Here is an 18151-nt window from a genome sequence, read left to right on the forward strand (position 1 = left end):
GGTTGTATCTCCGTCCTTGGAGGCCTACTCGGCGATCCGAATTGTGGACTATTACCGAACTCGAATGCAAATCGAGGAAGGCTTTCGCGATACCAAGAGCCATCATTACGGATTGGATTTAACACGCGCAAGCAGGATTCAAGCCGAACGCAGGGCTAATCTTTTGCTGATCGCAGCACTTATCATCTTTGCACTTTGGCTGGCTGGCCTCAGCCTAAAGGGCACCGCTACTGAACGACAGATCAAGGTTAATAGCGGTACAAAACGTTCGCCGTATTCGCTAGTTTTTTTCGGAAAAATCGCCTGTCGTTATGTTGTGTTTGAATTGCCCGATGATTATTTAAAACTGGCGCAGGCGCTGTTAGTCGGCTATTTTGAAAAATTGGAGAAAGGATAAATCGTGGGGATACCTCAGGGTCAGATTAAATTGATTTTTGATTAAAAACCAGTTCGTAGGTTGGGTTAGAGATAGCGTAACCCAATATTTTGCACATGTGTGTTGGGTTACGGCTAGCGCCTAACCCAACCATGATAAAAAAAGCGTCGCCCACGAAAAGCACGAAAATAGTTAAAACACATCGTTCCGAGGCTCCGGCGCTCACGTTATACAACAAGTCTGTTCAAGATCATCATTTGGAATGAATGCCTGAATGACTCGGATGTAGGCCGGAATAAGCCTGCCCGGCGTCAGCCAGGGTGGGTGTTTCCGGCACAATCGGAGTGTCGGAAACACCAGTTCTCGCTATCGCTTGAACCGGCTTATTCCGGCCTATGTAGCTACGTTGCTAATTTTTCGTGCCTTTCGTGCTTTTCGTGGATAATGCGTAACATCAGTTAATTAATTTAACGATCAATGGGTTATAGGTTAAACGTATGCAAAAATATGATCTTTTTAAAGTACCCGATAGACGCAAAATCAATAAGTTAAATAGAAATAGAATCGCAATTTGTTTTCCCCAATACTTTTTGAATTTGATTTCGCCACTTATTTTAACCACAACACATTGATTATAATGCTAAATATTTTTAAGGTAGCAGTATTGCATAGAGAGGCGACAAATGAATTTGACCATTAATTTCGTATGGATAGGGTGCGGCGAACTTGGCTTGCTCGAAAAGTTTATGATCTATTCGTGGAGGGCATGTGGATGCCAGGTGAATCTCTTTACACATTATCCCTCCGTAGATAAGAAACACGATAATACGTCGCTTGGCTTGCCACTCGACATTTGCGCGATCCACGACCTACCAACCATCATGGTGGAAGACAATGACAAGCCATTGGGTAAAAAGACCCGGGATGTACTTGCGGCCTGGTACACGGGTGTGATGCCGGCGTGGAAGGATGGAGGGAGGGTGCAGACATTTAATATGGTGGACTTAAGCAAGTCATATATTGGGATGCACCGGGTGGGGGTCGTTTTTGATATGAAAGTCGGGCCGAGTCCCCACATAAAAAAATATGTCGAGGCGAAAGTGTTTGAAAACAACTTCGTTAGTTACAACCGGTGCAATGCTGCCGAAAACCAATGTATGGGGTCCATGATGGCCATTCTGGAGGGCAACGCAAGATGGAAGTACGGCTTGGGGTTCGAAGATGGTCTGTTCACTTCAGGTCCCCAGCACGGCGGCCTTAACCCGGGTTCAATGAGCTTGAGCGTAGGTTCGGAATGGTTTCCCGTCGCAACTGATGCACACAAGAAAGCATTAGGGAAGAAGGGGCTTTTCACCACAGGGTCGATGAAGGGGCTTCGGGGTGAGTGGTACGACATAGGCCGAGACGGAAAGAATCGTCACATAAAAGAGGGGATTTTAGGAGCGACATTCGAAGGGATCGATGGAGAATATTATGGTCCTATCCGAATTTTCAAAAATGAGTGGGACCAGACGAACAAGTCAAGCAACCCCAATCCCACCACCGACCAGCAACGGAAGTTGGAGTGTGAACGAGCGCTTAAGTACTTAGTGCCGGAGGCGGAGAATCATGAGATGCTCAGCAAATTGCAGCAGCTTCTGCTGACACCTGCCATGAGCAACTTCATGGGGTTTAAGCGTTTCTAGCCTCGGCGTACAGGACTTGTCAAACTATCTGGATAATCACATACAAAAAAAAGGGGGTCAGGTCTTGCAATCACGTATTTTGCGTAACATGGCGCTCAACCGGAGCGCGGTTACAATGCGGTTTTATTTTTCAGCTTTCCTGGCCGCGCCCGGTTAGCTTTACATTATGTATCGACTACAAAGATGGAGGTGACCCATGTATTACATTGTTGAGACCGGCAAATCATTCGAACAGGCGTCGGTGGACCTTGATTCAGCGGTTAAACGGCACGGTTTTGGGGTGCTGTACGTCCACGATTTAGGAACCGCCCTTCGCAGTAAAGGCATTTCATTTGATGAGCAGTGCAAGATTTTCGAGGTTTGCAATCCGGGGCAGGCTGCGAAGGTTCTGTCAACCGATATGCGACTAAACATGGCGCTACCGTGTCGTATCTCGGTGTTCACGGAAAAAGGTAAAACGAAGATCGGCCTGATCAATCCAGCCGAAATGCTTTCGGCGTTATCCCAGGATGCCGCATTGGCGCAAATTGCCAGAGAAGTTGAGGAAAAAACCAAGCGAATGGTTGACGAGGCGAAATGAGTTCGTAGGATGGGTAGAACACAGTGAAACCGATCGCCTAGCCGTATTATGATAACGCTTATCATGGGTTTCGCTCACGCTCCACCCATCCTGCTTATCTGCATTTATCCCCTTACAAGAAGAGCCGTTCATGAATGACGATAAACGACCACATTCCAATGCTATGGCAAGATCTTTTTGATTTGTCCATGGTTATTGCATTATCCGATACCCGAATGTTGGGCAACTCTTTTATGTCAAATGTAAGGCCTGCCCCCATCGGTTTGGGTACCCGATTGGCGCGGACTACAGAATATGTAAAAGTCTGAATTTTATCTGAAAAAATCAGTAATAAGTTTAAAATCTAATTTACATTAAAAACCAGAAAAGATTTACTAAAACTGATCGGTTTAAAACGGCTAGAAGCAGCTATAAAAGGGTCGATAATTTTTATGTATTAATCGTCCCAAAAGTCCCCGCATCAAACTGGTGATCCGTAATTCCAAATTGGTCTAACCGTAGAGACGCGATTTATCGCGTCTAGATTAGCGGTACTCTCGTGATTATCTGGAGATCCCTCAAAAGACGCGATAAATCGCGTCTCTACCGTCCGCCATAGTCTTGCCAACAAACAATATTGTTTTATTTTATGTAAGTGCTCATTCATAAATATTCAGGCGTTAATCATAATTAACTTTCTGTTTTTTAAAGTATTGTTCGTGCCAATGCTGGAAAAATACCGAATTAATTTTGAACGGGTACTTAAGATCTAATATGGAAAACGCGCAAAAACTTGGGACGATTAATATTGTCAAGATGCCTTGAAAGCGTGAACACGCTTTAATATATCAAATAATATAATTTTTAGAGTTAGTGTATATACGTATCTGGTAATTAATCAAAGTGTGTTTTTGGCTTGGATCGCCCAGAAGTAAGGGCCTGGCGATAACCGAATATATGCCGACTTTTTTCTTTTCCCTTAGGTATTTATACGCATTGTTTTTGTAATTTAAAATGTTAATTTAGATCAGCTATCGGTTTGAATGCAGGGTAATTATACTTCCGCATTCCGTTGGCTCTAAATCCATAGTTAGTGTTAATTACGAAAAAGGTATATTGACGCGTTAGGATTCTATATGACGTAATTGTAATTGAGTGGTGTAATAATTTTATATTTTTAATGTTGATCAATATTTGTGAATAATAATTCTAATTAATAGATTGCAATTAAGTCATCCGGGCTTCTGGCCAGTTTATGGATGAATATGAAAATTGAACTCTTAATCTTATTTGGAGATAGATATGCGCAAATTACTTTACATTTTGGTAGCCATAATCAGCATTATGGCATTTTCATCTTCTTCGTTTGCGAAGTCCGCAAAAATCGATGGAACGATTAACCTGAACGTAGGTTCTGTAGCCGCAGGGATCGGCTGGAGTTGGGGAGGTGGTGTCATGACTTACGAGGGTGTTGAACACAACTTCGATATCAGCGGGCTTAGCTTGGCCGATGTCGGCATTTCCAAATTTTCCGCATCCGGAATCGTGTATAACTTGAAGGAATTGAAGGACTTCGAGGGCACTTATTACGGAGTGAAAACAGGCGTAACCCTCGCCGGTGGAAAAGGAGCGATAGCGCTGAAAAACAATCATGGTGTAGTGCTTGAACTGAACGGAACCGGGGAGGGTTTGAAGTTCGCTCTTGGGACGCAAGGTGTGACTATCAAGCTTAAGGATTAGTCCTGTTTTCTGGTTGAGTTCGGAAAAGGTCGCGTCGGCGGTCTTTTTTGGGCTCATCCGGATTCCAAATCAGAAAAAAGGGGTAAAAGTCTTTTTACTTTTTAATTCGAATGACCGCAAAAGGTCGAATTCAGCCAGTCAATGTCAGGTTCCGTTGCTTCTACTTTAGAAGCCGTCAGATCAAGTTCAGCGTTTTGCATCTTAATTCAACGTCTTGAAATACCAACAATGAAAAACCCCTTCAAAATTCTCACTGCCATTCTTCCACTTTTAACTATCGGATGCGGTAATTCAGCAGTGGTCTCTGCACCCTCTACCAAGCCATCCCCTGTTGCAGGTCAAAGCCAGGATTTTCTGTATAACTTATGGGCACAGGGCATCGACTTTTATGCCCGGGGGAACGAACCTTTCTGGAGCCTGGACATGGATTTTGACCAGCGATTCCAGTTCGAAGTTTTGAATGACCTGAACCTGAGCACGCCGCCGACCGAAGAGGCCTTGGGCCGGGACGCCAGGATCGCTCGATACCATGCCAAGACAGAATCAGGCGAACTAATTATTTCGACAACAGCGGAACCATGTACCGATACGATGTCCGGCGAACGCTTCGATTACTTCGTCGAGGTGCAGGCAAAGCATGCTGTAGACAAGTCATACCGGAATTTTACCGGATGCGGCGACTATGTCCCCGATATGCGGCTGACCGGTATTTGGGTGGTCGAACAGGTTGAAGGCGTAGCGCTCAAACCGGCTTCATTCATGAAAGGACTTCCGACGCTCGAATTATCGGCCGGAGAGCGGCGACTAAACGGACATGACGGTTGTAACGGCATCGGCGGCGCATTCTCCATAAAAAGAAATACGATCATCTTTAAGCAATTGATGAGCACCAGAATGTTCTGCTCTACGCCCGAGGGCACCCCCGATATCGGCGCGCTACTGGCCGAAAAGACTTATGATTTTGAATTCGGCAACAACCGTCTCTATCTGAAAAAGAACAATAAAACCATACTGACCCTGAAACATGTCGATTAACGATCATTCGCACTCAGCCGCCAAGACAGAGCGGGGATTTTAAAGCTTTTCTGAAATGCTTTTCCCTGTTTTAAAGAGTATATTTCATAAAGAGACACTGGCGTAAATCGAGGCGATTACCCATCCTACTTATCTGCATTTATCCCCTTACAAGAAGAGCCGGTCATGAACGACGATAAACGATCACACGAAGCCTTGAGCCTTAGAATGTTTTTCGACGACCAATTACATCATCTGCAAAAGCTCGTCAGCAGTGTGGGTAACCATATTCACGACAAGGAGCAGCGGACGGAGGACGACAGGCGGATCGTCGAAAGTTTCGTCGATGCCTCAAACAATAAGATGCGGGCCGTACACGATTACTCTGATAAGTTAAGGGAGCATGTACGAGCGCTATACAACCATGTGCTACAAGTCGCCGATGAGATTCCTCCGCCCGTCGACTTGAACCTGGAAGCATTCAGGACAAACCCGCTTATCAACGCTCTGTTTGTCAACAGCAACGACTTCGATAAGCTGTTTAATACCGATCGCGATGTGGATGTTTTTTTACGCGCCCACACCAAACATCAAGCCCCGGTATTATATGCACTGTTAACTGCCAGCAAGAGCGAAAAACGAACGCTGGGCGTAGCGATGCAAGGTGATATGCTCATTCGCGAAGTACTGCAAGAAGCGGTCAATTTCTCTTCACACAAAATCCATACGCCTTGCGCCAGCAGTGCAGCGCTAAACACGGCGCTAAAACAGTATCTGTTTGACCGCGTAGTCGCACTTGTCAAGCAGGAGATGACGTCTCGCAAGATCATTCAATCGTTCAAAACCGGCGATAATTCTTACGAGGCGCGAGTAAAAAGTCTGGCCAACCCTGATGTTTATCTGGACACACTGGTCGCGTATCTCGAAACCCCTGCCAAGCTGTTGAGCATTGATAAAATCCATATCAAGCTCAGTAAACTGGGCATCAAATTAGATGACGACGATAGGCAGTGCGCAAATGGCTTTGACATCCATGAGCTCGTTTGGAGTAACAATACCCGAACCGTGGCGTTACAAATTGCCCATGTCCGCTAAGAACGCGTTTTAAAGGCCACCGATCCAAACGGAACACTCGATAAAATAGGCAGAAGAGCGGCGGATGATCAGTATATTTTCAAGTCCGTCTATTGTTGTGCAAGCGGATCTTGTAGATAACGGCAGAAATCGCTTTAATACCCGCGCCCTAAGCTTTTAACTTCTATTAATACACCGTTTTCGAAACGAAGGTATTGCTGGAAACGGGAAGGGCCGAGATTGTATATCCACTCTTCTACCTGGATCTCTACATATTCTTGCAGATCAAGGGTTCTGTAAGGGAAACGTATCGTCCTGCTCACTATTTCAGTGTGGGATTCAATTGAGTCCGGCGGCCCGCATCGAGCAATTACCTCGTTTTTATAATCGCCCTCAATAACCAGGTTGTGCCCGCATCTCATCGCATAGGCGGTATTCAAACAACATAAACTCAGAACCAAGACCCATGTAATGTTATTTTTCATTGCATACACCTTTAAAGAAAAAGTTTTAAATGAGTTAGCCATCAAAATAATCCGGCATAAGTTTGACATTCGGTGATGGAAGGGCAAGCCGGAAACCCATTCTATATTGAAACAGAATGATGTTGGGTATAAAAGCGTGTCCGGGCTATAAATCTGTATAGCTTTCGTTTTTGGACAGACTACAGGGTTCCGGCAATTATGGGTAACATAAAAAATCAGTTCTGCAGGTGGGCTGTGCGTACCTTTTTTATAACTCAGGGCCAGCCCTTCAATCCTGTTTTAAGTTATTGAGTATTCGTTTGTTGTGCCCATTGTGTAAGGTAGGACAATACAAAAATTGTTTTTGAGGGTTTTATGTCAGATATTCGAGTGGAAAGTTGGATGGATCTTCATAGGGTTCTTTATGATCTTCCCCCTAATGCCGATACCCATAAGCGGTATAGATCAAATTATGTTTATCGAGGTGTGGCAGATAGCGGTTGGGGACTTGAAACCAGCCTTTATCGTATGGGTGGCGCTTTTGAAAGTGTAGAACGACCCTTACTCAGAAGTTTCAAGAAATACGCGGAAACCGGGTCAATTCCAGGCGATTCGCTATGGATAAGGCTTTCGGTAGCGCAGCACCATGGGCTTCCCACCCGGTTATTGGATTGGACTTTGTCTCCCAAGGTTGCGCTTCATTTCGCGACAGCGGAAGAAAATTACTACGATAAAGATGCGGCTATATGGCGAATTAATATACCCGAAGTCAAGAAGCTTCTTCCGGATACACTTAAGGAGGTGTTACATAATGCCTGTGCAGATTTGTTTTCTGTAGAAATGCTGGAGGACAATATTCGCACCCTGGAAACTCTTGATGCATGGCGGCCCGATCAACCCTTTATTTTATTTTTCGAGCCGCCTTCATTGGATGCCCGGATAATTAACCAAGGCGCCATTCTATCGGTAATGCCGGGACCGAGATTAGTGTTAGGCGAGTTTTTAAAACAACATCCGGTGTTATATGACCGAATAATCATACCCAAAGAACTTAAATGGGAGATTCGGGACAAGCTCGATCAAGACAATGTTACCGAACGCATGCTTTTTCCAGGACTGGACGGTCTTTCACGCTGGTTGAAGAGATATTATGGCGTCGGGCCGAATTCATAGTTGGGTTCGATGATTGGTTTTCATCGCTCAACATGACGGTGTTCGTTAATGGAGTCGTGGTGGGCAAACCTGAAACTTGTCGCCATATTGAAGCATGGGTGCTGCTTTGTTCGTTCCCACAGTTTCAACTCCAGAAAAAATCTATTTCTTGTAGCTCTCCACCAAGGTCTGCAACGCCAAGGCATTAAAAGGCGCGGCGCATTCTGCGGTATTGTCGAAATAAACATGCACTTCCTTATCTTGTTGGAGCCATCGGTCAATGCGCTCGGCCCAATAGGCCAGTTCGGGTTGGCTATAGGCAGAAACGTAAGTTTGTGCGTGTCCATGCAAGCGGATATAAACCAGGTTTGAGGTGACATGATCCCACATCGGCCAACTCTGGGCGTCCGATATGCAAACAGCGACTTCCGCTTTACTTAAGCAATCGGCTGTTTCATCATCAAACCAGGATGCGTGCCTGAATTCTATGTTGTGGCGCACTTCAGGCCATTGTTGTAAGGCGTCGATAAAATCTCTTAAGCGTGCCAAGTCCTTTTGGAATAAGCCGGGCAGTTGCCACAATACTACGGCCAGTTTTTCTCCAAGCGCTTCGGCATGGCTTTTCTCAATCAGCACCGACGGTAAGGGATCACGTAGTTTTTTGTTATGCGTTAAGTAACGATTGGCTTTTAATGCGAATCTGAATGTTGCCGGGGTTTCGTCGAACCATTTTTTAAACGTGTCGAGACTTTGCAGGCGGTAAAAAGTGCCGTTGATTTCCACTGCGGAAAAGCGCTCAGCGTAGAACCTCAGCCAGTCTTTTCGGGCGACGCCGGTGTAAAAATGCTGTTGCCAGTCCGGATAACCCCAGCCGCTGGTGCCGATGGAAATCATAGGTCTATAGACAAGACATATTTTTAGCCTTTCGTCTTTAGGCTTTAACCTTTGACACAAATCACCGGTTCCAGTTTGGCGACTTTTCGGGCCAGACCCGCTCTGTCGGCAACATCCACCACCGCACTGACATCTTTATAAGCCAAGGGGGCTTCTTCGGCTACGCCGCGCATCGACGGGCTGCGAATAATGATGCCTCGCGCAGCCAATTCTTCTACCACCGTTCTGCCTTGCCAATGCTTAGTCGCCTGGCTGCGGCTCATTGCCCGCCCCGCGCCATGACAGGCCGAACTGAACGAGCGCTGTTCGCTGTCTTTGGTGCCGCACAGCACATAAGAACTGGTGCCCATGGAACCGCCGATCAGCACCGGTTGACCGACTTCTTTAAATACGGATGGCAAATCGGGATGGCCCGGACCGAAAGCGCGGGTTGCGCCTTTGCGGTGTACGTACAGCGATTTTTTCCGGCCGTCAATCGTGTGCTGTTCGACCTTGCAGGTGTTGTGCGAAACATCGTAGAGTAAACCGAGATGGATGCCGGGAAATATCGTCGCAACAGCCTGCCGGGTTAAATGGGTGATAATCTGCCGATTGGCTAAAGCGCAATTGATGGCTGCCCGCATCGCGCCCAGATATTGCTTGCCTAAAGGTGAGTTTAACGGCGCGCAGGCCAGTTCGCGATCCGGCAAGGCGATCTGGTATTGAGCCGCCGACATTGCCATGTCTTTCAAGAACTCGGTGCCGATTTGATGACCCAAGCCTCTGGAACCGCAGTGAATGCTGATCACCACATCATCAACCCGCAAGCCGAAAGTTTTGGCGACATTCCGGTCAAAAATCTCCGCGACCCGCTGCACTTCCAGATAATGATTGCCGGAACCCAACGTGCCCATTTCATCTTTTTGCCGCTCACGGGCTTTAGGGGAAACATAGTGGGATTCAGCACCGGCCATACAGCCGTGTTCTTCAATGCGTTCCAGATCCTGCGCTTCGCCATAACCCTGTTCGAGCGCCCATTTTGCGCCGCCAGTTAGCATGCCGTGCATGGTTTCATGATTCAAATGTATCCGGCCCCTGCTGCCGAGACCGGCGGGAACCGTGCGGTATAACGCATCAGCCAGCGCCTGTTTGTGCGGCTGCAACTGGTCTACAGTAAGGCCGGTATGCAAGGTGCGCACACCGCAGGAAATATCGAAACCTACACCGCCGGCCGATACGACGCCGCCCTGATCTATATCAAAAGCGGCGACACCGCCGATCGGAAAACCGTAACCCCAGTGTGCGTCAGGCATCGCATAGGCGGCTTCAACAATACCGGGCAAGGTCGCGACATTGGTGATTTGTTCGTAAACTTTCTGGTCCATATCCTCCAGCAATTGCGCGTCGGCATAAATAATCGCGGGGACGCGCATGGCCCCTTGGGGTTGAATTTCCCAGCAAGTTTCATCTCGTTGTATAAATTGACGGGTATCCATTGAATAACTCCTCTAAACATCGACAACACATTGGGCAACCCACAAGTCATCGGCTTGTTGATAAACGCGCAGCTCGGTAAAAGTAGCGCCTTTGATTTCCACGGCGGGTTGGTGTTTTTGCCGATCAACGGCTTCGCCAAAAGCTGTCGCGGATAATGTACCGTTATCAATAACGACTTCATAGCGGTTGAACAGCAGACCGTGCGCAGACATTTCATAGACCAGTTCATTAATCCAGCTAACGAACAGCAGTTCAGTGTCGGGCGCTTCGCAATAGATACAGACGACTTTTGATGCAGAAACCGAGTCAAGATGGGTGACGACTGCGGTCATGGCGACAGCGGCTTGTTCGAACGCCTGTTCAAGCGTGGGCGCAATGCCGCGTATGCCGATGTCCGCTTCATGTTCAAAATGTTCCCAGTGGGGTGTTATCGATTGACTGTTCAATGGTCGGCCTCGCTATATGAGATGTGTCAGACAGGTTTTAATAATAAATAGACGCCAATTCCGGTCATCGCCAGACCGCTGATTAATTTGAGCCGGCGACCTTCCTTTTCCTGAAGCCGTCGTTGACTCAGCGTGATGATGCCGATGGCCAAAATAACAATGTCATCGAACATATAGGCCAGATTGTAGAGCAGCAAATAGCCGTAATAGCTCATCGAACTTAGCTGCTCCAGCGTTAGAATGCGTGTGTACAGCGCGGGAAAACCCGAGGTACACATGAATTCGACAATCTGCACCAAAACAGCCAACGCTACCGCCCCGATCAGCGCGCCTGCAAGATTTTGCGCCTGGAGAATTTGCCGGATGCGGGCATATATGTCGGGTTTGGCAGCATCCGGAATCGATAACGACACACCCCGCCGGTAAAACCGGAAATCCTTGAGATTAATCAGTCCGGCCAGCAAGGCGATAACTCCAATGACGATTTCCGAAAGCCGGGACAGGCCGATCAGCAGGAACAGGTTGAGCCAGGCTGCCATGAAAATGAAATAAACCAGACCTTCCACGGCGACGAAGGTGCCGGCGATGGCGAACATGCGTATCCGGTCATTCATCGACGCGAGCAACGAGATCATCAGCATTAAAACCCATAAGGAGCAAGGATTGAAGCCGTCCAGCAGGCCCATTGCCAGCGTGAACAGGGGTAAACCGATCTCGTCCAGCGACAGTCTGTAACCGAGAAAGTCGAGGTATTGCGGGGCTTCACAAGATGCGTCTGCCGTTATTTCGCAACTGCCTGAACTCTCCTGAATTTTGGACGTGTGGATTTTAGCAAGCGCGCTACGGATGAGCTGATCGGTGTTGGCCGCCCTTGAATAACCGAAGATTAATTGTCCGCCTACCTGAAAAGCAGGCACTCTTATTGATTTTATGCCCTGATTCCTGGCGAGGATCTGCAATCGTTCCAGTGCAGAGGGTTCCAGACTTAGGTCATGAATAATGACGCTCAGTGCGGGTTGTTCGCGTTTGAGCGCTTGTAAAAAAGCCTCCGCGTCCGCGCAATGTGGGCAACCCTGTTGTACGAAGACTTCAATATCGGCAGATGCGTCGGTCTTTACCGGTAAAGCGCTTGTTATTCCGGAAAATGCCATCGGACTCAAGCCAAAGGTTGAGAGCCCTACGAAAATAAAAAACCATCGGGTAAAAAACAAGCCGGTTATCGATTTCAAGGATAGCCTCCAGTCAAACGTCCAATTTTATGTAGCATATGTGCAAAACAATATTTTGAATTCTCTATTAAGCGATATTGAGAAGTCGGCAAAAATGTTTAAATCAGAGTTGTAACGGGATACTGAGAATATACTATCAATGAGCTCAAACAAATACGTAGTTTAACTTATTGAAAAATAATGAAATAAATCTATTATACTGATATCGGTTTACCCGAAAACCTAATACTTGGCAAATCAACATAACTTCTCATTGGACTTCATCGTCAATGTGAATATCATCAAAAGAGGAGAACGCCGTGAGAAGAATTTATTTTTTAGTTCCCAACATTGAAATCACCCATAAAATCGTCGAAGAGCTCCAGGCTGAGGGCATAGAAGATCGCTATATTCATATTCTGGCGAAAAGGGACACACCCCTTGAAGGACTCCCAGAGGCCGGGATGTCCATAAAAACCGATTTTATTCCCGCCGTTGAGCGAGGCGTTGCATTAGGCGGAACAACGGGATTGTTGGCAGGCTTAATCGGTTTGCGCTTTGCGGGGTTTGCCATTGCGGGCGGGCCGCTTTTGGGGATCATTATGGCAGGCGCAACCATCGGGTCTATGATGGGCGGTTTAGCGGGAATGAATTCGGGCAATTCAAGGTTAAAACAGTTTGAAGAAGCTATCGAACAGGGCCAACTACTAATACTAGTTGATGTTCCCCGGGAACGGATAGAAACCATCAAGCAATTGATAACAAAACATCATCCTGATGCGGAGTTTGAGGGCGTCGAACCGATTCTTCCGCCATCCTATTAATGAACCATTGTCCCTATTTCAGTCCCACGGCCTGAATATTTTTTGTAAGGTTTATCGTTCTCCTAACGACTTACGGTAATATCGTGATCGACAAAGGAGAACTGCAATGATTACAAGCGTCTTATTCATTACCGTTTGTTTTCTGGCCTATGCCAATGGAGCCAATGACAATTTTAAAGGTGTCGCGACCTTATTCGGCAGCGGCGCGGCGAATTATCGCCTGGCTTTAAGCTGGGCAACGCTGACGACACTGGCCGGATCGGTTTGCGCAGTGTTTCTGGCGCAAACCTTGATGGTCAAATTCTCCGGCAAAGGTCTGGCGCCTGACGCGCTGATTCAATCCCTGCCGTTCATGATTGCGGTAGCCGGTGGCGCGGGGATGACCGTGATTCTGGCGACCCGCTTCGGTTTCCCGATTTCAACCACTCACGCCTTGTTGGGGGCAATGGTGGGCAGTACGCTGTTGGCAACAGGGGAGGCTATGAATCCGGCACCCCTGTTAAACAATTTTGTCCTGCCGCTGCTATTAAGCCCGTTTGCCGCGCTGTTGCTGGCGGCGTTGCTGTATCGGTTTCAACATAAACTGTCCGGGTTTAACCAACCCTTATGCTTATGCGCGGAACAACCTGACAGCCTTGTGCTGACAGGTTCGTCCAACACAGCAATGGCGTTATCGGCTGCCCCTTCATCCGCATTGATCATAGCCCCGCAAATGATTTGCGCTGACCGCGACGTTGACGTCGTGTTAGGTTTTGATGCCCGGCGCATGCTTAACAGCCTGCATTTTTGCAGTGCCGGGGCAGTGTGTTTTGCTCGCGGCCTCAACGACACGCCTAAAATGGCGGCATTATTGTTGTTGGTTCCCGGTTTTAACCTGCAATGGATAATTGCAGCGATTGCCGTAGCGATGTTGTTGGGCGGATTATTCAACGCCCGGCGGGTCGCGGAAACCATGAGCCATAAAATCACCCCGATTACCCCGGTCCAAGGCCTTTCAGCCAATCTGACTACCGCATTACTGGTGATTTTTGCCAGTAAACTGGGCATGCCGGTATCCACCACCCATGTCTCGGTCGGCGCCTTGTTCGGTATCGGCCTGACCGGCGGCAGCGCCAACACCGGCGTGATTGCATCGATTGCATTATCCTGGCTGCTTACGCTACCCTGTGCGGCATTATGCTCAGCCGTTATCTACGCCGTTAGTACCCGCTTTTAACCTGAAATACGAGAGAACAAAAACCATGACGACTACCAGTATCGAAATCAACGAATCCGTTCGCCATTATTACGGCCAGGTTTTGCAATCCAGCAATGACCTGAAAACCAGCGCCTGTTGCAGTATCGACGCGATGCCGACTTACCTGAAAGCTTTGCTGGCCGGTTTGCACCCGGAAGTGCTGGAACGCTTTTACGGTTGCGGCTCGCCGCTGCCCCCGGTGTTAACCGGCAAGACCGTGCTGGATTTGGGCTGCGGTTCCGGGCGCGACTGCTATTTGTTGTCGAAACTGGTCGGCCCTACAGGTCGTGTGATCGGCGTCGATATGACGCCGGAGCAACTGGAAGTCGCGGTGCGTCATCGCGACTGGCATGCCGAGCGCTTCGGCTACGCCAATGTTGAATTTTTGCACGGCCATATTGAAAACTTGGCAGCTGTCGGTATTGATGACAACAGCATCGACGTGGTGGTGTCCAATTGCGTGATCAACCTGTCGCCGGAAAAACCACGGGTGCTGGCGGAAATATTCCGGGTGCTGAAACCGGGCGGCGAACTGTATTTTTCCGATGTCTTCGCCGACCGCCGCATCCCGGCCGCGCTGCGCCAAGACCCGGTTTTACTCGGCGAATGCCTGGGCGGCGCTTTGTATTGGGAAGACTTCCGGCGGATTTTGCACGAGTTGGGTTGCCCCGATGTGCGGGTGGTTAAACAAAATCCCATTAGCCTCGACGATCCTGAAGTTGCCGCCAAAATCGGCATGGTCAAGTTTGACTCGATCACCGTCCGCGCCTTCAAGCTGCCGCTGGAAGATCGTTGCGAGGATTACGGCCAAGTCGCCTGTTATCTAGGCACTATCCCGGAACATCCTCACGCCTTCGATCTGGACGACCATCATCATTTCGAAACCGGCCGACCCTTACGGGTATGCGGCAATACCGCCGACATGCTGGCCGCCAGCCGCTATGCCGGGCATTTTCAAATATGGGGCGATCAATCCCGTCACTTCGGCTTGTTCGACTGTACGCCGGAGTCGCAGGGCGAATCGGCGGCGTGTTGTTAAACAGTGCAAACAGCAATGAACGACACCTTATTGACCGAACAGACGCTGGCCGTACAACGACCGGTGCTGTTTCGTTACGCGCTGCTGCAATTGCGCGACAGCGAGTTGGCCGACGATGCCGTGCAGGAGACGCTGCTGGCCGCCTGGCAATCGGCAGCGGGATTTGAAGGCAAGGCGGGTCTGCGCACTTGGCTGATTGGCATTCTTAAGCATAAAATCGCCGATCATTGGCGGCGTAGCGCCCGTGAAGCCGTCGCCCCGACCTTTGACCGAACCGACGAAGGCGATGGCGAAGCGGAAGAAGACGATTATTTCATGAGCAGCGGTCACTGGAATGGCGGCCCCAAAGCCTGGGCCGATCCCGAAGCGGCATTAAAGCAGCAGGAATTCTGGGCGATCTACGAAGTCTGTCAAAACAATTTGCCACCGAAAATGGCTAACGTGTTCATGCTGCGCGAACTGGTCGGACTGGATGCCGACGAGGTTTGCCGTGAAGCCGGACTCAGCGATGCCAATTACTGGGTCACCATGCACAGGGCGCGGCTCAGGCTGCGCGAATGTCTGGACATCCGTTGGTTCAACAACACAAAACAGGAGCAACATCATGCGTAGCTGTCGGGATATTTCCGCCCTGGTTTCTCAGGAATTGGATAAAAAATTGAGTTTGAGCGAGCGTTTGTCAGTAGGGCTGCATGTGATGATGTGCAACCGCTGCCGCAATTTCCAAACCCAGAGCCGGTTCATCCGCAAGGCGGCGCGTCGTTATACCGACGAATTGCAAAGCCGGTTAGATAACAAATCGTAAATTAAGCTATCTCATGAACAATATCATTTTTGAGTCCACGCTGGTCTGTCCGATCTGTGGTCACAGCAAAACCGAACAAATGCCCACCGATGCCTGTCAATGGTTCTATGAATGCGAGAGCTGTCATAGCCTGCTAAAACCCAAAACCGGCGATTGCTGCGTATTCTGTTCCTATGGCAGCGTCGCCTGTCCTCCGATTCAGCTGCACGGCAAACATTCGGGCTGTTGCGGGTGACAAATCGTTCAGACTCCTACAATTTACGATTCAAGCGTAAGGCAATCCAGTGTTACAGCGGCCATAAACCTTTCCGGTACAGTAAAAAATCCTGATCCCCTGTAAGGATTTCAGTTCTGATTCGACTGATGTTTGAATTCATTCAGAAACTGGAGTAAATCTATGGCTCATAAAACAGATTACGATCTGTGTATCATTGGCGGCGGAGCAGCCGGGTTGGTGGCCGCAGCCGGGGCGGCGACGCTGGGCGCGAAAGTGATTTTGGTGGAAAAAAAGGCGTTGGGCGGCGATTGTCTGCATTATGGCTGTATCCCCAGCAAAACTCTGATCCACAGCGCCAAAGTAGCGCGCACCATTCGGGATGCCGAACGTTTTGGTATCCCCGCACAAACACCGCTAATTGGTTTACCCGCTGTGATGCAGCGCGTGCAAAGCGTTATCAAACACATCGAACCCAACGACAGCCCGGAACGCTTTGCCGCGCTGGGGGTTGAAGTCGTTTTCGGCGCCGGTCGATTTACCGCCCCCGATGTCTTTGCGGTTAATGACAGGCTGCTATACGCCAAAAAATTCGTAATTGCCACCGGCACCCGTCCGGCGATTCCGCCGCTGGCCGGGTTGGATCAAACGCCTTATCTAAGCAACGAAACCCTGTTTTCCGTACAAGAGGACATTCGGCATTTGCTGATTCTTGGCGCTGGACCGATCGGCTGTGAAATGGCGCAAAGTCTGGCCCGGCTAGGTAGCCGGGTGACCTTGTTCGACCTTGCTCCTCGTTTGTTGCCGCGCGAAGACGAGGATATGAGCGCGGTGGTGAGCGCACAATTTAAACAGGAAGGTATCGATCTGCATCTTGGCATTCAAGTTATCAAAGTTGAACGGCACAACGATGAAGTGCGTGTGTTGCTGGAGCACCCCAAGCAAGGCCAATACTGGCTGAGCGGCAGTCATTTACTGATCGCGGCGGGACGTAAAGCCAACCTGGAAAATCTGGGGCTGGAGATGGCCGGTATCGAGCTGAACAATGGCAGGCTAATTTTGGATGCCCGTTTGCGAACCAGTAATAAGAATATCTACGCTTGCGGCGATGTCGCAGGCCCTTATCTGTTCACCCACATGGCCGAACATCAGGCCGGGGTGGTGTTGAGAAACGCACTGTTTCACTGGCCGGGCAAAGTCCAAACCCGTAATATTCCCTGGTGCACTTACACCGACCCGGAACTGGCCAGGGTAGGGCTGTCGGAGAGCGACGCGCAGCAACAAGGCATAGCCCATCGCGTTTATCGTTTTCCTTTTGCAGACATCGACCGCGCGGTGACGGAAGGCGAAACCGTCGGCATGGCGAAAATCATCACCACGCCGCGCGGTAAATTGCTTGGAGCCTGTATCGTCGGCCCGCATGCCGGGGAATTAATCGCCGAATATGTGCTGGCAATCAGCAAGGGCATGAAAGCCGGTGATTTAAGCAACACTATCCATATCTATCCCACGCTGGCGCAAATCAATCGCCGCGTCGCCGACCAGCGGCTTAAGGAAGCGCTGACGCCGAAACGGAAACAGTGGCTGAAATGGATTTTCGGTTGGCGGGGATAATGTGACTGATTTGTTCGTATGTTAAACAAAACAATGTGTTATTTAACAGGAACATCTGCCGTAGGGCGTGCCGTGCGCGCCTTGGAAACTCTACATCAATGTAGGCAAAGCCTGCTTTGAACCTGGTGAATAACTGATGTTACGCATTGTCCACGAAAAGCACGAAAGGCACGAAAAATTAGCAACGTAGCTATGTAGATACTCTCTTAAACCACAAGCCCAATTTTGCAAGACATCATAAAATTTTATGATTTTGCTTCAACAGGAAACGTGTAAAAACGAGTCCCGTCAAATTCTGTTTTAGCTTTCAGCATGCCATGGATGGCGTGT

19 protein-coding genes are annotated in these 18151 nt (G+C 48.8%); 14 read left to right on the forward strand and 5 right to left on the reverse strand.

Annotated elements, in window-relative coordinates; genetic code table 11:
• The 6 genes from Q8L79_RS14505 to Q8L79_RS14530 all read left to right on the forward strand — a co-directional run.
• Positions 1-397: transposase (locus tag Q8L79_RS14505; protein ID WP_305272486.1), on the forward strand; the 397-nt coding region annotated here is incomplete at its 5' end.
• Between the two features lie 662 nt (positions 398-1059).
• Entirely contained in the window at positions 1060-2061 is a 1002-nt protein-coding gene (locus Q8L79_RS14510) for a hypothetical protein (RefSeq protein WP_305272488.1), read from the forward strand.
• Positions 2062-2257: 196 nt separating this feature from the next.
• Positions 2258-2641: a DUF302 domain-containing protein gene (locus Q8L79_RS14515; protein WP_305272490.1), complete on the forward strand. Its 384-nt coding sequence runs from the start codon at positions 2258-2260 to the stop codon at positions 2639-2641.
• 1281 nt (positions 2642-3922) lie between these two features.
• Positions 3923-4360: a hypothetical protein gene (locus tag Q8L79_RS14520; RefSeq protein WP_305272492.1), complete on the forward strand. Its 438-nt coding sequence runs from the start codon at positions 3923-3925 to the stop codon at positions 4358-4360.
• A gap of 228 nt (positions 4361-4588) precedes the next feature.
• Positions 4589-5395, forward strand: a complete 807-nt coding sequence (locus Q8L79_RS14525) for an META domain-containing protein (protein ID WP_305272493.1) — start codon at positions 4589-4591, stop codon at positions 5393-5395.
• A gap of 165 nt (positions 5396-5560) precedes the next feature.
• Entirely contained in the window at positions 5561-6469 is a 909-nt protein-coding gene (locus Q8L79_RS14530; RefSeq protein ID WP_305272495.1) for a hypothetical protein, read from the forward strand.
• A gap of 134 nt (positions 6470-6603) precedes the next feature.
• On the opposite strand, the gene Q8L79_RS14535 is transcribed toward Q8L79_RS14530, so the two are convergent.
• Complete coding sequence (locus tag Q8L79_RS14535) at positions 6604-6933, reverse strand: DUF2845 domain-containing protein (protein WP_305272497.1); 330 nt, start codon at positions 6931-6933, stop codon at positions 6604-6606.
• A 354-nt stretch (positions 6934-7287) separates the two neighbouring features.
• On the opposite strand from Q8L79_RS14535, the gene Q8L79_RS14540 reads away from it, so the two are divergent.
• Positions 7288-8085, forward strand: coding sequence for an FRG domain-containing protein (locus Q8L79_RS14540; protein ID WP_305272498.1), 798 nt, complete (start codon positions 7288-7290; stop codon positions 8083-8085).
• 141 nt (positions 8086-8226) lie between these two features.
• On the opposite strand, the gene Q8L79_RS14545 is transcribed toward Q8L79_RS14540, so the two are convergent.
• From Q8L79_RS14545 to Q8L79_RS14560, 4 genes are read right to left on the reverse strand one after another with little or no spacing between them, the layout of a single operon-like run.
• On the reverse strand, positions 8227-8958 hold the full coding sequence (locus Q8L79_RS14545; RefSeq protein ID WP_305272500.1) for a DUF72 domain-containing protein: 732 nt from the start codon (positions 8956-8958) through the stop codon (positions 8227-8229).
• Positions 8959-9002: 44 nt separating this feature from the next.
• On the reverse strand, positions 9003-10433 hold the full coding sequence (locus tag Q8L79_RS14550; RefSeq protein WP_305272502.1) for an RtcB family protein: 1431 nt from the start codon (positions 10431-10433) through the stop codon (positions 9003-9005).
• 12 nt (positions 10434-10445) lie between these two features.
• Positions 10446-10880 (reverse strand): archease, encoded by a 435-nt coding sequence (locus Q8L79_RS14555; RefSeq protein ID WP_305272504.1) that lies wholly within the window; start codon positions 10878-10880, stop codon positions 10446-10448.
• Between the two features lie 26 nt (positions 10881-10906).
• A complete protein-coding gene (locus Q8L79_RS14560) occupies positions 10907-12109 on the reverse strand; it encodes an NrdH-redoxin (protein WP_305272506.1) in 1203 nt (400 codons plus the stop codon).
• Positions 12110-12408: 299 nt separating this feature from the next.
• On the opposite strand from Q8L79_RS14560, the gene Q8L79_RS14565 reads away from it, so the two are divergent.
• The 7 genes from Q8L79_RS14565 (at position 12409) to Q8L79_RS14595 (ending at position 17821) form a co-directional block, all read left to right on the forward strand.
• Entirely contained in the window at positions 12409-12912 is a 504-nt protein-coding gene (locus Q8L79_RS14565; protein WP_305272508.1) for a DUF1269 domain-containing protein, read from the forward strand.
• A 106-nt stretch (positions 12913-13018) separates the two neighbouring features.
• The gene (locus Q8L79_RS14570; RefSeq protein ID WP_305272509.1) at positions 13019-14128 is read left to right on the forward strand and encodes an inorganic phosphate transporter; all 1110 of its coding nucleotides are present in this window, start codon (positions 13019-13021) and stop codon (positions 14126-14128) included.
• A gap of 25 nt (positions 14129-14153) precedes the next feature.
• Positions 14154-15188, forward strand: a complete 1035-nt coding sequence (locus Q8L79_RS14575; RefSeq protein WP_305272511.1) for a methyltransferase domain-containing protein — start codon at positions 14154-14156, stop codon at positions 15186-15188.
• Positions 15189-15203: 15 nt separating this feature from the next.
• Positions 15204-15800, forward strand: coding sequence for a sigma-70 family RNA polymerase sigma factor (locus Q8L79_RS14580; RefSeq protein ID WP_305272513.1), 597 nt, complete (start codon positions 15204-15206; stop codon positions 15798-15800).
• The gene (locus Q8L79_RS14585; protein WP_305272515.1) at positions 15793-15993 is read left to right on the forward strand and encodes a zf-HC2 domain-containing protein; all 201 of its coding nucleotides are present in this window, start codon (positions 15793-15795) and stop codon (positions 15991-15993) included. The genes Q8L79_RS14580 and Q8L79_RS14585 overlap by 8 nt, the downstream gene beginning before the upstream one ends.
• A 13-nt stretch (positions 15994-16006) precedes the next feature.
• A complete protein-coding gene (locus Q8L79_RS14590; RefSeq protein ID WP_305272516.1) occupies positions 16007-16228 on the forward strand; it encodes a GDCCVxC domain-containing (seleno)protein in 222 nt (73 codons plus the stop codon).
• A gap of 162 nt (positions 16229-16390) precedes the next feature.
• Positions 16391-17821, forward strand: coding sequence for an NAD(P)/FAD-dependent oxidoreductase (locus Q8L79_RS14595; RefSeq protein ID WP_305272518.1), 1431 nt, complete (start codon positions 16391-16393; stop codon positions 17819-17821).
• The last annotated feature ends 330 nt before the right edge of the window (positions 17822-18151 follow it).

Origin of the sequence: Methylobacter sp. (assembly GCF_030680395.1) — a bacterium.
In the GTDB taxonomy this organism is placed as follows: domain Bacteria; phylum Pseudomonadota; class Gammaproteobacteria; order Methylococcales; family Methylomonadaceae; genus Methylobacter_A.